The sequence below is a fragment of the Corynebacterium sp. LaCa78 genome, from assembly GCF_046717505.1.
Taxonomy (GTDB): Bacteria; Actinomycetota; Actinomycetes; order Mycobacteriales; family Mycobacteriaceae; genus Corynebacterium.
The window spans coordinates 1,768,222-1,781,909 of the sequence record NZ_CP177112.1; the positions used below are offsets into that span (position 1 = coordinate 1,768,222).

General features: G+C 57.9%; 10 protein-coding genes and 1 tRNA gene. 9 read left to right on the forward strand and 2 right to left on the reverse strand.

Features of this window, described 5'->3' with window-relative positions; all coding sequences use genetic code 11:
• Positions 1-71 precede the first annotated feature (71 nt).
• Complete coding sequence (locus tag ACLI1O_RS08485) at positions 72-1,127, reverse strand: trimeric intracellular cation channel family protein (RefSeq protein WP_039886008.1); 1,056 nt, start codon at positions 1,125-1,127, stop codon at positions 72-74.
• A gap of 30 nt (positions 1,128-1,157) precedes the next feature.
• Here ACLI1O_RS08485 and ACLI1O_RS08490 point away from each other — a divergent pair, with 30 nt between their 5' ends.
• On the forward strand, positions 1,158-1,763 hold the full coding sequence (locus ACLI1O_RS08490; protein WP_239275814.1) for a hypothetical protein: 606 nt from the start codon (positions 1,158-1,160) through the stop codon (positions 1,761-1,763).
• A 42-nt stretch (positions 1,764-1,805) separates the two neighbouring features.
• Here ACLI1O_RS08490 and ACLI1O_RS08495 read toward each other — a convergent pair.
• A tRNA-Ile gene (locus ACLI1O_RS08495) sits at positions 1,806-1,879 on the reverse strand.
• A gap of 95 nt (positions 1,880-1,974) precedes the next feature.
• Between ACLI1O_RS08495 and ACLI1O_RS08500 the strand changes: the two genes are divergently transcribed.
• The 8 genes from ACLI1O_RS08500 to ACLI1O_RS08535 all read left to right on the forward strand — a co-directional run bounded on the left by ACLI1O_RS08500 (position 1,975) and on the right by ACLI1O_RS08535 (position 13,110).
• Positions 1,975-2,916 (forward strand): DUF5067 domain-containing protein, encoded by a 942-nt coding sequence (locus ACLI1O_RS08500; RefSeq protein ID WP_239269760.1) that lies wholly within the window; start codon positions 1,975-1,977, stop codon positions 2,914-2,916.
• Between the two features lie 457 nt (positions 2,917-3,373).
• Complete coding sequence (locus tag ACLI1O_RS08505) at positions 3,374-4,189, forward strand: PTS sugar transporter subunit IIA (RefSeq protein WP_239269761.1); 816 nt, start codon at positions 3,374-3,376, stop codon at positions 4,187-4,189.
• A gap of 10 nt (positions 4,190-4,199) precedes the next feature.
• Positions 4,200-5,789, forward strand: coding sequence for a PTS ascorbate transporter subunit IIC (locus ACLI1O_RS08510; protein ID WP_239269762.1), 1,590 nt, complete (start codon positions 4,200-4,202; stop codon positions 5,787-5,789).
• 153 nt (positions 5,790-5,942) lie between these two features.
• The gene (locus ACLI1O_RS08515; protein WP_239269763.1) at positions 5,943-6,362 is read left to right on the forward strand and encodes an organic hydroperoxide resistance protein; all 420 of its coding nucleotides are present in this window, start codon (positions 5,943-5,945) and stop codon (positions 6,360-6,362) included.
• A 135-nt stretch (positions 6,363-6,497) separates the two neighbouring features.
• Positions 6,498-7,967: a DUF3375 domain-containing protein gene (locus tag ACLI1O_RS08520; protein WP_284849762.1), complete on the forward strand. Its 1,470-nt coding sequence runs from the start codon at positions 6,498-6,500 to the stop codon at positions 7,965-7,967.
• On the forward strand, positions 7,967-8,617 hold the full coding sequence (locus ACLI1O_RS08525; RefSeq protein ID WP_239269766.1) for a DUF4194 domain-containing protein: 651 nt from the start codon (positions 7,967-7,969) through the stop codon (positions 8,615-8,617). Before ACLI1O_RS08520 ends, ACLI1O_RS08525 begins: the two co-directional genes overlap by 1 nt.
• The gene (locus ACLI1O_RS08530; RefSeq protein WP_239269767.1) at positions 8,610-11,981 is read left to right on the forward strand and encodes an ATP-binding protein; all 3,372 of its coding nucleotides are present in this window, start codon (positions 8,610-8,612) and stop codon (positions 11,979-11,981) included. The genes ACLI1O_RS08525 and ACLI1O_RS08530 overlap by 8 nt, the downstream gene beginning before the upstream one ends.
• Positions 11,974-13,110, forward strand: coding sequence for a DUF3322 domain-containing protein (locus ACLI1O_RS08535; RefSeq protein WP_411706809.1), 1,137 nt, complete (start codon positions 11,974-11,976; stop codon positions 13,108-13,110). The genes ACLI1O_RS08530 and ACLI1O_RS08535 overlap by 8 nt, the downstream gene beginning before the upstream one ends.
• Positions 13,111-13,688: the final 578 nt, after the last annotated feature.

Consider the following 13,688-nt stretch of genomic DNA (forward strand, 5'->3'; position numbering starts at 1 on the left):
CCAGTTTTCTGCCAGAAGTAAGAAGGCAGGAGTGGGAAGATGGGGGCATCGGCAAGCAGATGCCCCGGGGCCTAGTCGCGCGATTGGTAGCGGTCCATCAGGCGATCAATCAGCTCATCAGTAAGCTTGTCATCTTCCAAAATCGTATCGAGCAGCCGCTGGGATTCCTCGCTGGAGGTCTGCTCCTCTTCCTCATAGGAATCGCCGCTAAAGTCCACGCCAAAGTCCATATCCTCAGACTCCGCTGGCGCCGTGCTGAACTGATCGACGTCTGATTCGAAGGACTGCAGAAACTCGCTGGCCTCCTCCGCCGCATCCTGTCGGCGCTTGCCGGAACGCACTTGCTTTTCGATGCGCCGTTGCAGCGCCTCTTCCATCTGCCGGTGGCGCCACGAGCGCACGCGGTGTGGCTCCAGCTTGCGCCCGACCGCGCGGCTCTTGTTCTCTGCCTTTTTCGCCAGCACCTTGACCTGCGCAGCCGTATCATTAATCGGCGCCCACTCCTGATTCGCGGGCACGCGCCACCCGGCCCAAATTCCCAGCAGCGCCAAGAAAATAGAGACCAATGGCCCCACGATCATGCCAACGGCCAACATATCGAAGTGGTTTCCCACCAGCACGATTACCGCACAGGCGATGGCTGGGATCACCGTGGGCTGATTATCGCCAAAGACGGCGGGCTCGCGCCCCATGGCGATATCGCGAATCATGGAACCGCCGGTAGCGGTAAACACGCCCATCATGATGCACGGAATTGGCGGCAGCCCATAGGTAATGGCCTTCACGGCGCCGGTGCCGGCCCATAGGCCGGAAACGACGGCATCGCCATGCGCCTGGATATAATCCCAGGTCTTGCCCTTAAAGTAGACAAAGCGCGCAATCAACGCACCCGTAAACGCCAGGTACAGGTACTCCGGCTCGCTCATCGCCGCCACGGTGCCGCGATTAATAAGTACGTCGCGCACCATGCCCCCGCCCAGGGAAGAAAACATCGCGATGAAGAAAAACCCGATGATGTCATACCCGCGCTTGCGCGCAATGGTGCCGCCGATAATTCCCATCAGCAATACACCGCTGACATCGGACCAGCGATAGAGGGATTCAATGAGCGGATCTACTTCTGTCATGCCGTTTATTAGACTGCACTGCTCACCCACGTGCAATTCGCCTGCCCACATGCTCTGCGGTGCTACACTTTTCCTGTTCTACTGCCCCTTCTATCTCTCCCGGCATTCCGCATAAAAAAGATTCTCGCGCTCTTTCCTGCACTCCTGCTGGTTGGGTGCTCGTCCACCCCCGCTGACGAGGAGCCCAATTTCACCGGTACCAGCCCACACAGCGCCAGTTCAGACAGTGATGCGCTTGCCGATGCCGCGCCTGCCAAGCCTTCCAAGCTGCAGAAAGCGGAGAAAGACGATGATTCCGCACTCGCTGCGCAGGTAGGCGGTATTTGTGGCATCCGCGATTACGCACAAATCATCGCCGATGATGCCACCGACTGCGCCTTTGCCCTAGACATTTATAAGCACGCAATGGATGCCCCATACAGGCTCGAAACCCCTGATCCAACCGTTACTGCAGCCTGGCAGAGCGACATTGCTGTAAAGAACCCGAGCTCTGGTGAGAGCTACGATCTCCACTGCATCATGGCCACGAATCAAAAATCCGTCCATTGCAGCTCCCAAGAAGACGAAAATATCGGCACCCGCATCGAGCTGACCGCCAGGCCGATTTTCTCCGAGCGCGTGCACACCGAATACTAAGAAGGAGGCGCCAGCATTGCTTGCCGACGCCTCCTTCTACCGTGGGGCCACCGGGGCTCGAACCCGGGACCGACGGATTATGAGTCCGGAGCTCTAACCGACTGAGCTATAGCCCCACGCAGATTGCACGCCTATTTGGGCGATTATCTGCCCTCAAAAGATTAGTCAAAGAGCGGCCAAAGACCAATTTGCCCCCTTCGCTATTGAGTATTTGTACGCTTCCTACCCCCTGAGGGTAGAAGTTAATTATGCGCAACTACTCTCTTCTCTCATTCTCGTCTCTGCACTTACGCTTTCCTCCTGCTCGGATAGCGGTAGTGAGAGCTCAAAGACAAGCGACTCCAGTAATTCCGCGTCCGATGCACAGGTTGATGCGAAGTCCGTAATTGGAACGTGGAAGCAAGAGGACAGCGCTTCTGACGATGGCTGGATAGAGGCCAGCATCACTGATGACGTCATCACCATCGAATGGGTCATGGACAACGGCGAAAATCGCATGATCTACTGGATTGGCACTTTTGATGCCCAAGCCGCTGCATCCGGTGAGACCGTTACCTCAAACCGCGATACAGTTGCCACCGCCTCTGAGTGGATGGCCGCTTCGTCAGACAAGAAAGATTTCTCTATCGATGACAACACCTTAACTTTCAAGGTCGCGATTGAGGATAAGGAATTCACCACACATATGAAGAAGGTGAAGGATGATCCGACAACCGTTAATGAGCTAAAGAGCACAGATTTTAGCCAAACCTTTGAAGATGGAGTCTTGGATGTTCCAGCCGCCAAGTTCAAAATAACCGATCACCGCGTTATCAAGCCCGGTGAGCCTGGCAATGAAACAGGTGAAAAGCCACTTCTCGTCTTTAGCTATGACGTAACGAATAAAACGGATGAAACCCTGACTACCACCGACTTTGTCGCGTACTTCACCGCCATCCAAGACAATGATCCGAATAAGGTAAACGAGCTCGACGTCGGTTCCTATATTGATCCTGAAACTTCCGATACTCAGCTTGAACAGATTAAAAAGGGAGGCACTGTCGCCGGAACAATCGCCTACGAGCTCGATGATCTAACGACACCTGTGGACCTTGTTGCATCTAGGTCCTTTAGCCAAGATGAAATTGGCCGCCAAACTTTCGAGCTCGATTAACTGCCCGGATACAACGCGCGTAAATCTTCCGTTCTAGCCACTACAGGAAGCGAAGCCCGCCGAGATGCAAAGCCCGAAAGAAAATCGAGCCTATTTCTCACTGGGGCGGGCAAAACTTGACAGGCAAAACCAGCTCCCTCCCGTATACAACGGGAGGGGCCTGTGGTAGTGCTCAAAGCAGCATTTTCGCTGTGTTTCTCCCCGCGCCAGCGGGGATTTCTCATTTCCGCTCCCTTAGCACGGGTCCATTTCTAGGTCCGGCCTTTCCGAAAGCACACGGCTTCCCCTTGTATTGCGACCAATCCAAAGGACTATAGAGCCAATCCGACCACCCTTTGAGCGGCTCCAACCACCCCGTGCATACGTTACCCCCTGCTTTCACCTCCTATTTCGCTGCGCCCTAGAATCATGAGTGACATTCACCCTGATGCCACTATTTCTGTGATGGGAGATACACATGGTCACACTAGATTCCCTCTTGGTGCCCGGCGCCGTGGAGATACATGGCACCGCCAAGGACTGGAGAGCAGCCATCCGACTGGCAGGATCACTGCTGGAAGAAGCGGGCACGATCACCGCAGACTACACGGAAGCAATGGTGCAATCTGTAGAAGAAACGGGCCCATACATTGTGGTGTCACCTGGTTTCGCTTTTGCGCACGCACGGCCTTCGGAGGCGGTAAAGGAAACTTCTTTATCGTGGGTCCATCTGGATAAGCCGGTGGAATTCGGGCACGATTCCAATGACCCTGTTGACCTCGTCGTGGCATTTGCCGCACGGAGCGACTCCGAACACCTGCAGGCGATGAAACAGCTAGCAAAGCTGCTAGCCACCAAGCGTGATGAACTTAATCGTGCAGAATCCGAAAAAGAGCTCCGCGCAATCCTCACGGCATCGACTTCGAGTAAGAAGCGCACAACTTCCGCAGCACCGGCGGAGTCAACGGCTCGTCCAGCAAAGCAAACGGCCGCAGATTCTGTCGCGTCCAAGGGAAAAATCCTCACGGTATGCGGCAACGGCCTAGGCACGTCTTTATTCCTTAAGAACACCCTGGAACAGGTACTTGATGAATGGGGCTGGGGGTCATACCTGACCGTGGAAGCCACCGACACGATCTCAGCCAAGGGTCGGGCGAGCGAGGCGGATTTCCTTCTCACCTCCGGCGAAATCGCTGCCACGCTGGGCGATGTCGGCGTTCCCGTATACGTCATCCAAAATTTCACTTCCACTTCCGAACTAGATGCGGCTCTTCGCGAGCTCTATGACATTTAAGGAATAACGCATGGATATTCTTCTGGCCATAGCCAACTTTCTCGTCAACGAAATCCTCGCTGTACCTGCTTTTCTCATCGGCATCATCACCGCCGTCGGCCTAGGTGCCATGGGGCGCGGCGTCGGCAAGACCATCGGCGGCGCGATTAAAGCCACGCTGGGTTTCCTCCTTATCGGCGCCGGTGCTGGCCTAGTATCCGATTCGCTAGAACCACTGGGTGCCATGATCACCGGCGCGACGGGTGCACAGGGAGTGGTGCCGACTAATGAAGCCATTGTCGGTATCGCGCAAGACCAGTTCGGCAGCCAAGTCGCTTGGATCATGATTTTGGGGTTTGTTGTCTCCCTCATCTTGGCCCGTATTACACCGCTTAGTTATGTCTTCCTCACTGGCCACCACGTACTTTTCATGGCCACATTGCTGACGATGGTGCTCGTTGCCACTGGATATCCTTCGTGGGTCATCGTCGCCTTTGGTGCGGGACTGCTTGGCATTTTGATGGTGTCTTTGCCCGCTATAGCCCACCCCTTTACCCGCCGCATTACCGGCGATGATTCCGTGGCAATTGGGCATTTTGGCACGGCTGGGTACTTGGTCGCAGGTGGCGTCGGCAAGGCCGTAGGCGGTAAGGGCGATAAAATGTCGCCTTCATCTGAGGACCTGAAACTCCCAGAGGGCTTACGCTTCCTGCGCGATTCGATGGTGGCGACGGCTCTTTCTATGGCACTGATGTACCTTGTGCTCGCGGTATTATTTATTGCGCGTGCAGGGTCCGATGAGGCTTTCACCGCCTTCCCGGATGGCGCCACCGATGTGGGCAATTACCTCATGCAATCCATAACGCAGGGCCTACAGTTTGGCGTGGCCGTTGCCGTCATCCTTTTCGGTGTCCGCACCATTTTGGGCGAGCTTGTCCCCGCCTTCCAAGGTATTGCGGCAAAGGTGGTTCCCGGCGCGATCCCAGCGCTCGATGCCCCGATTGTCTTCCCTTACGCTCAAAATGCGGTGCTCATTGGTTTCATTTTCTCCTTCACCGGCGGACTCGTCGGCTTGGCTGTGCTATCACTATGGCTCAACCCGGCTTTTGGCGTTGCCCTCATTTTGCCCGGCCTCGTGCCACACTTTTTCACCGGCGGCGCGGCCGGTGTGTACGGCAATGCCACCGGCGGGCGCCGTGGAGCGGCTTTGGGTTCCTTTGCCAATGGCCTGCTCATTACTTTCCTGCCCGCCTTCCTGCTTAGCGTGCTGGGATCTTTCGGCGACGCCCATACCACCTTTGGCGACGCCGATTTTGGCTGGCTTGGCCTGCTGCTCGGCTGGTCCATCCAAGCTGGCGGTGTATGGAGCGGCATTCTCATCGCAGTGATTGGCCTGGCCATCCTCGCGGTGGGTTGGGTGTGCCAGCGCAAGCTTGTCGATACCCACTGGGACCCCGCACCCCATCGACCTTCTCCGGCAAAGACGGCCGAAGTAGTCGGCGCCGCTGCGCCCACCACGGGCGGTGCCGCCGAGAGTGCTGGGAAATCAAGCCAATCCAAGCGCTACCCCAAGGTACTTCCGCCCGAAGGAGCACCCACTCCCCCGGCGCGGGTTGAGTAGGCCTGCGCCGCACACTTGAGCCGTACCACCTTTCCTAGCGCGTCCTTTCACTTCTTAGGTCGCTGAACTGGAAAAACACCGTTAGGAATTCTGAGTACAATAGGCGGCTGTACTCACCGCTAGTACGAAAATCACTTTAGAAAAGGAGTAATCATGGATACCCTCTACACCACTGAAGCACTCGCTACCGGGGCAGGCCGCGACGGCCGCGCCGTAGTGCAAAATTCGGACCTTGACTTCAAGATGGCCACCCCAAAGGAAATGGGCGGCGATGGCAACGGCGCCAACCCGGAGCAGCTCTTCGCTGCTGGCTATGCCGCTTGCTTCCACTCTGCCCTGCAGGCGGTGGCTCGCAGCGAGAAGGCTGAGTTGGGCGATTCTTCCGTCGGTGCCCGCGTGTCCATTGGCAAGGAGGGCGAAGGCTTCAAGCTCGCCGTTGAGCTCGAGGTCATCATTCCCGCCCAAGAGCACGACAAGGCACAAGCGCTTGCCGATGCCGCCCACCAGGTCTGCCCCTACTCCAATGCCACCCGCGGCAATATTGACGTCAACGTCACCGTTGCGCAGGACTAAGCAGGACTAATAAGGACTAATACAGTCTCTTAGTCCTCGGCCCGCAAGGGCCACCATGCGCGGGCGGATCCACTGATTCGAATAAGTGAGTCAAACTACGCTGCATGTGTCCGGCATAGCTGGCAAAATCGAATCATGTCTGTTGAAGCTCGCGCCCTTTCACTGCGGCGGTTATTACATGATTCCGCGGCAGTGCGGCTGCTGGCGGCCGATAATGCCCCGGTGATTTTGGCGCTGATTGCTGAGTATTTTCCCCGCGGCACTCGCGCGCGGCCGGCGGCAGAAGTATATGAGCTGATGGTCACCGATTTTGAGGTGCTCGCCAGTGAATTCTCAATGCCGCGCACACCGCAAAGTTATTGCAATGACTGGGTAAAAGCTGGTTGGCTAGTCCGTAAATCTGGCAAGAGCTCGCGCGGTGAAACCTTGGAACCGAGCGAGGAAGCGCTGTCCGCGCTCGAGGCCGTTGAGCGTTGGGAAACGCCGGTTACTACGGTCACGGCATCGCGTGTGGAATCTATAGGCTCGGCGCTACAACGCTTGGCGCGAGATACAAATGAGGATATTTCGAGCCGCGTCGCCAGCTTAGAGGCGGAGCGAGACCGCATTGAGCGCGAAATTGAAAAGGCTCATTTAGGGCAGTTTGAAAGGCTGACTGCGGCAGAGACGCAGGAGCGCGTCCAAGACGTGCTGAACATGGCCATGGCGGTGCCAAGCGATTTCGCTAGGGTGCGCCACGAACTCGAAGCCCTCAATCACCGGTTGCGTCGCCAGCTTTTGGATCCAGAAGGTTACCGCGGCGAAGTGCTCGAGGAAATTTTCAGCGGTGTAGACCACATCGCGGAATCGGACGCTGGGCGCAGCTTCCGCGGATTCTATTCCTACCTCATGGATAGAGAACGCAGTGCGTGGCTAGATCAGTGGATTAAGCAAGTTTTAGAAAGCGAGGTCGGCCAAGAGCTGGCGCCAGAAAACCGTCGTCAGCTGCGGAATCTCTTCCGCGATATGGAAGAAACGAGCTTCGAGGTCAATCAAACGATGACTGGCCTGGCGCGCAGCTTGCGCAACTATGTCTCTTCGGAACAATTCGCAGAAGACCGGCGCATGATTGAGCTACTGCGTGAGGCACGGGGCATGGCCATTGATGCAGCACAGGCATCGGAGTTAAAAGCCTTTCACCGCATGGAAACGCCCTTGCAGCGCATCGGTATGTCCATTCACTCCGTCTCGCGCATCCAACTAGCCAACCCAGGACGCGAGGTCGTGGAAGAAGCACCGGAAGCCTTCCAGCCAGGCCAGGAGAACGCGGAGGCGTTGTACGAGTTAGTGCGCGAGTCAGAGATTGACTTTGAGGAACTGCATGCGGCGATTCGCGGGGCCGTCGGCAAGGCGGGTCCGTGCACGATTGGCCAAGTATTGCAGGCGTACCCACCCACGCAGGGCCTGGCCAGCGTCGTGGGATTGGTACATATTGCGGACCAGCACCCGCTACCGGCTTTGCATGATGCGCACGAGAAGGTCACCTGGACTGAGGAAGATGGGACCATTCGCGCGGCGTATATCCCTACTATGTATTTCGATAGCACCACCGTTGAGGAGTTGTAGTGAGCGCTACTGATAATCACCGCGTCGATTCGGCGCATGAGCCCCCGCTGTGGGAAAGCGATAAAGGATCGCTGACCTATAACTCGCGCCGCGCCTTGGTGCAGCTTTTGAAAGGTCCGCTGGTGCGTGCGCACAAGGAACCTATCTTATGGTCCGCCATCATCTCGGACGAAGACAACCTGCGTGCCCGCTTGCATGAGGTATTCCTCGAGCTGGTCGTCGATGAAGCGGAAGGGTTTGCGTTTACCCGGATGGTAGAAGAGGAAACTCTGCCCATTCCGCAGGTACTGCGCACGGATAAGCTCAAGCACATCGATACCGCCATCCTGCTGAACCTGCGCCAAGAACTTGGTCTGGCGCTGCCCGGTGAACGCGTGATTGTGGATGTAGAAGATCTCCGGGAGGGCATTGGCTACGTCCGCGCGGTTGATAACCGCGATGAAGCCGGGTTCAATAACCGCTTCAATGCGGCGATTAAACGCATCCGCAATGAATACTCGCTGCTCAGCGCCACCGAGACAGAGGGGCGCTACGAGGTTTCACCCGTCTTGCGCCAGCTTTTCGATGCCGCCACGGTCACCGCCATCCGGGATGAATACGCCCGCCTCGCAGAAGCCGAGGGCGACCAGGAGGAAGCTTCCGATGACTAACCTGTATCCAGGCCAATTCCGCATCAGTCGTATCCAGCTTATTAACTGGGGTACTTTTCACGGCTACTTTTCCATCCCGGTAGCCCGCAAGGGCTTCCTCATCACCGGCGGATCCGGTTCGGGTAAGTCCACGCTGCTTGATGCGATGTCTGCAGTATTGGTGCCGCAAAAGGACCTCAAGTTCAATGCGGCATCGCAGCAAGACCTCGGGCGGCATAATGGGCGCACCCTCGTTTCCTATATTCGCGGGGCGTGGCGGCAGCAAGAAAATGCGCACACGGGTGAAATCGCCCCGGAGTATTTGCGTGAAGGCGCAACTAACTCGGTGGTGGCGTTGACCTACGATAATGGGGCTGGCACGCAGCACACCCTCATCGCCATCTTCCGCCTCAACGGCGGTGAAAATTCGGTGAGCCAAATTAAACGCCTCTATGGGGTGGTGCAGGGAGATGAGGACATCGATAAGCTCAGCCCCCTACTCACCCGCAGCCTGGATACCCGCAAGATTAAGGCCATGTACAAGGGGCCTGGTGCGTCATTTACGCCGACGTACACCACGTTTGCGGATCGCTTCCGCAAACGCCTGGGCATAAAGAGCGAGCAGGGGCAGGTCCTGCTGCACCGCACGCAGTCCGCCAAATCTCTATCCAGCCTGGACCAGCTCTTCCGGGACTATATGCTCGATACGCCGTCTACCTTCGAGCGGGCGGAGGAGTCGGTGGAGCAATTTGAAGATCTGCGCCAGGCATACCTGCGGGTAGAGGACGTCAAGGCCCAGATTGAGACGCTGGCTCCACTCCCCCAATTGCACTCCCAGCGCACCACCGCGGAGGCGGATAAGCACAAGGCCGAGGCGATGAATGAGGCGCTGCCGGCGGTGCGCGCCCGCTTGGTGGCAGAAGAACTGGATTATCGCATCCGCGCGCTGACCGCCCAGCAAGCAGAGGCACACTCTGCGGCCGAGGCGCTCGAGGCGGAGGTCACGCACCTTGACGATGCCGAGCGACGCGCCGCCGTAGCCGTCTCCCAACTCAGTGCCGGCGAGCTGGCCGCCCTAGAAGCCAAAATTGAAACCGCGGAGAAGGAAATTGAGCACCGCTCCAAGGAGTTTCACCACCTTGCCGCTGCCGCCGACCAGTGGACCGACCACTTTGAGCTCAACCCGCACGGCTTCGCCGAACTGCAGGCAAATGCCCACCTGCGCATCGCGGACTTCGAGGCTGACTCGGCCCAGCTTACTGAGCAGCAGCAAGAAGCCGGCGTGGCCGCCCGCGATGCAGCGACAGCATCCGCGTCCTTAGAAAGTGAGCTGCACTCATTTAGCTCGCGGCGCACCAATATCGATAAGGCCCTGGTAGAGCTGCGCACCCAACTCGCGCGGGATACTGGCTATGCCGAATCGGAGCTTCCCTTCGCTGGCGAGCTACTGGATATTGCCCCGCAGCAGGCGGAGTGGGAACCGGTGATCCAAAAATTGCTGCACGGATTCGCCGCCACCCTGCTCGTTCCGGAAACCGCGCGGGAAGCCATTAACCAGTGGGTCAATTCTCGCAATGTGGGTACCCGGCTCGAGTACCGCACTATCCCGGAGTTTGCACCGGCGCCTGCGCCCGCGCGCAGCCCGCAACAGCTCATCCACAAATTGGAGTTCCAGGATCACCCCATGGCGCAGTGGGTGCGCCACCATATTTCGAGCCGTTTTAACTACGAATGCGTCAACTCGGTGGCGGCGCTCGAACAGGTAACCAAGACCCCGGCCGTCACACGCGATGGCTTGGAAAGCCGGCCTAAGGACAAGGATGGCTCGACGCGCTTTATCAAGGATGATCGCACGCGCTTTACAGGCACGCGGTGGTACCGAGTAGGTTCCACCAATACTGCCAAGATTGAGCTCCTGCGTTCCCAATTGGCGGAAGCGAAAGCCACTGCTCGTGCCATGGCTAAACAGGTCCACGAGCTCAACCGGAAGATGGATATCCTGCGCACGCAGCGCGATAAAGCGCAGCGCGTACTGGAGACTAAGTTCCAGGATATTGATACCGCTTCTGCGGAGGCGCGCAAACGCGATTTGCAAGAACAGTATGATTCTTTGGCTTCCTCCCCAGAGGCGCAGGCATTGGCCACAGCACACGAGCAGGCCAAGGAAAAGCTCACCGCCGCCCGCGCCCAACTGAACGAAGCACAAAAACACCTCGGCAACGTGGAAGGCGAGCTAAACCGCTCCACCCAGCGGCGCCAGAGCATCGGAACAGTGCCCACGGTGGCGGATCAGGGCATCGCCAAGGCGGTCGAAGAGGCTCTGCACAAGGGCAGAAGAAAACTCACCATCGATGACATCGATGCCCGGCGCGATGAAGTACAGGCCAGCCTGCAAGAAACCGCGCGCAGGGCCGCGCGCCGCATCGAGGAGACGAATGCCAAGATTGTCTCCGTCCTGCACAAGTACCTATCGCAGTGGCCGGCGGAAGCGGCGGATTTGGAGCCACAGGCCAGCTTCGCCGGCGAAGGCATGGAGAAGCTGAAATTCCTGCGCGCGGACCGCTTGGCGGATTTTCGCGCTCAGTTCTTGGAGCTGCTCAATGGCACGACGGTGCAAAACCTATCGCACCTCGCCTCCTCCCTTCGCCATGCCCGTAGCGATATCGAACAGCGCATGGAGTTTATTAATAAGTCCCTGGAGCGCACGCCCTTCAATGGGGACCGCACCCTGCGCATTGATGTAAAAGATGCCCGGGGCCAGGTGGTGCAAGACTTCCAGCGGGATCTCGATGCCGCAACGTCCCATAGCCTGGCGGAGATTAGCGCCGATGAGCCCGAAGCTGCGGTAGCGCGCTACCACGCCCTGGACAAGATTCTCAGCCGCTTGGGCTCGTCTGAGCCGGAGGATATTCGGTGGCGAAACCTGGTTCTGGATACCCGCAAGCACGTCAGCTTCATCGGCCGCGAGTGCTACCCCGATGGCACGACCGCCAATACGTATCAGGATTCCGCCTCTCTTTCCGGCGGCCAGGCCCAAAAGCTGGTGTTCTTCTGCTTGGCTGCGGCGCTGCGCTTCCGCCTGGCGGAGCCGGATCAGGACGTTCCTACCTACGGTTCCATCATTTTGGATGAGGCCTTCGACCGCGCCGACCCGGCCTTTACGCGCACCGCCATGTCCGTGTTTGCGTCCTTTGGTTTCCACATGATTTTGGCAACGCCATTCAAACTCATTCAGACGCTATCGCCGTACGTGGATGGCACCATCGTGGTCAATTACGACGAGCCCATTATCCAAGGCCGCCCGCAGGCGCGTACGGGCTATTCGCTTATCGATGCCACCTCCTACTCCCAGGAATCCCCGGAGTCCACCGATGCGGATGCCTAATGACCTGCACACCCATGCGGCAAAATACCTGCGCAACCACTTTGCGGAGGCTTTGTCGACTCCCGATTCGCTGAGTATCGATTGGCCGCTGCACCCGCCAACGGCCGCCAACGCCGCGCGCGATGTCCCCGCCACCCAGGAGTTCATCCGCGCCTGGCAGCGCTGGCCGCACCAAGAAGAGATCCACTACGAACCGCGCAATTGGTCCCGCACGGGCCTAGGCACCAATTCCGTTCCCACCCGCGCAGTCCTTACCGGTGCGCCCCGCATCGCCGCGGCCGCAGGCCTCAGCGCCGAATACTCCCGTGCGCAACAGCGCGCACACGACATCGCCGCGATCTTCCCCGACTCCCCTGCATTCGCCGACGCCGTGTACCGCACCTATGCCCAGTGGAAGGAGCTAAACGCATACGATCTGCGCTGCTTGACACCATGCTTGACTTGGCTGCGCGCCCACCCGGACTCCGGCGAGTGGGAGCGCGCCGTCCCAGTTGAAGGAGTAGACGGCAAATGGATAGGCACCCACCGCCGCCTGCTGCTCGCCCTGCTTTCGCCCTTTGGCATCACGGATTTGGGACTGCGCCGCACCGATGCCCGCCTGCGCCTGCGCTACCTCAACCACGCCCCAGCGCTGTCCGATATCGAGGTTCCCCTTTCCCAGGCTGCACAGCTCTTTCCCGCCGCTCCCCCGCGCGTTCTCATCGTAGAAAACAAGCAGACCTTCCTAGCCCTGCCCCTGCTTTCCGATGCCGCCCCACCCACCATCGCCATCCTCGGCGCCGGCCATGCCGCCCGCCAACTTCACGCCCTTGCCTGGCTCCACGATGCCGAAATCACCTACTGGGGCGACCTTGACGCCGCCGGCTTCAGCATCCTCAACGGCGTGCGCGCCCACTTTCCCCACACGGAGTCCCTGCTCATGGATACCGCCACCGTCACCGCGTTCCGCCACCTCGCGGTCCCCGATCCCGGCGACGGCTCCGCAGCACTTAGCCACCTCACCACCGAAGAGCAGCGCGCCTATCGCCACCTTTTCACCGAAGGCAAGCTACGCATCGAACAGGAACGGATTCCGTTCGCGCATGCCACTGACGCGATTCAATTTATATTCGGAGGTCATAAGGTTTAGTAGTGCAGTCTAGTTCCGTCCTTCCCATAACCGCTACATTCAACGGAATAGTCTCCTTCAAAAGGAATAGAGTTGTTTAAACTTTTCATCGACGAGTCCTACCGGCGCGATCATTATTACGTTGCCGGAGTATTAGTAAACGAACGTCAAGAGAGGGTTTTAACCGACCGCTTGGACTATCTGGCATACCAAGCTCAAATGCGAAATCATTGGAAGTACTCGCCAGAATTTCATGGGCATGCGCTAATGAACGGCCTTTGAAGACTGGGTTGACCTGCGCGAGCGCTTTGGTGCCTGTATCTCCATATATCAATCGGTAATGCACTCGGTCCAAAATTCCGGTGCCCTGGTATTTCTGGAGGGCGTGGATATAAGGCGTCTGCACTCGCGATATCGCTATCCACAAAGCCCACACGAAATCACCTTGCGACATCTCTTAGAACGAGTCAATGAATTTTGCGCCGCAACAGGGAAGAAAACCACAGCAGCAAGTCTGTGAAGCGAGCAACTAAACGTCTAGTCAAAGCGTTGGGGCCAGCACTAATTCATGAGCGTAAGTGGAATCCCTAAATAAAGCT

Excerpts from the sequence above, each read along its gene's own strand:
- ACLI1O_RS08530 (WP_239269767.1), top strand. The coding sequence starts at position 8,610 with ATGACTAACCTGTATCCAGGCCAATTCCGCATCAGTCGTATCCAGCTT.
- ACLI1O_RS08520 (WP_284849762.1), top strand. The coding sequence starts at position 6,498 with ATGTCTGTTGAAGCTCGCGCCCTTTCACTGCGGCGGTTATTACATGAT.
- ACLI1O_RS08505 (WP_239269761.1), top strand. The coding sequence starts at position 3,374 with ATGGTCACACTAGATTCCCTCTTGGTGCCCGGCGCCGTGGAGATACAT.
- ACLI1O_RS08510 (WP_239269762.1), top strand. The coding sequence starts at position 4,200 with ATGGATATTCTTCTGGCCATAGCCAACTTTCTCGTCAACGAAATCCTC.
- ACLI1O_RS08535 (WP_411706809.1), top strand. The coding sequence starts at position 11,974 with ATGCCTAATGACCTGCACACCCATGCGGCAAAATACCTGCGCAACCAC.
- ACLI1O_RS08485 (WP_039886008.1), bottom strand. The coding sequence starts at position 1,127 with ATGACAGAAGTAGATCCGCTCATTGAATCCCTCTATCGCTGGTCCGAT.
- ACLI1O_RS08515 (WP_239269763.1), top strand. The coding sequence starts at position 5,943 with ATGGATACCCTCTACACCACTGAAGCACTCGCTACCGGGGCAGGCCGC.